Source organism: Streptomyces sp. NPDC006551 (genome assembly GCF_040611675.1).
Classification (GTDB): Bacteria; Actinomycetota; Actinomycetes; order Streptomycetales; family Streptomycetaceae; genus Streptomyces.
The window spans coordinates 21,014-21,538 of record NZ_JBEXOT010000003.1 but is presented as its reverse complement, the minus strand read 5'-3'; the positions used below and the strand labels follow the sequence as shown (position 1 = coordinate 21,538).

The window sequence follows — 525 nt, the reverse complement described above, 5'->3', positions numbered from 1 at the left end:
GCCTGCGTGTCGGCCTCCGGCTCGGGGGCGGTTTCGGGCGCGTCGGTCTCGGTGGCGGGCGCCACGGCCTCGTCCTGTTCCTCCTCGGCGGCGGCTTCCGGCTCCGCCGGGGCCTCGGGCTCCTCCGCGACGGCCGGCGCCGGCAGGGCGCTCTCCTGGTCGGCTGTCGGCTCGGGCGCCTCGGCGGTGGCGGTGGTCCCGGCAGGCGCCTGCGGCTCCGCCGCGACCTCGTCGCTGTCCGGCGCGGCTGCGGAGGCGTCGTCCTCCTGCTCGTCCACGACGAGCGCCGCCTCGGTGCCCTCGGCGGCAGCCTCCGTCTCCGGAGCCTCCGGCTCGGCGGCAGCGGCCGTCACGACCTCCGCCTCCGCTTCCGTGGCGTCGGTGTCGTCAACGGCGACCTCCGCCTCCGCCCTGGCGTCGGTGTCGTCAGCGGCGACCTCCGCCTCCGCCCTGGCGTCGGTGTCGTCAGCGGCGACCTCCGCCTCCGCCACGGCGTCGGTGTCGTCAGCAGCGGCCTCCGCCTCC

At 78.5% G+C, this 525-nt stretch carries 1 pseudogene; it reads right to left on the bottom strand.

Annotated elements, in window-relative coordinates:
- A pseudogene (locus tag ABZY12_RS04500) lies at positions 1–525 on the bottom strand (hypothetical protein); the annotation flags it as partial.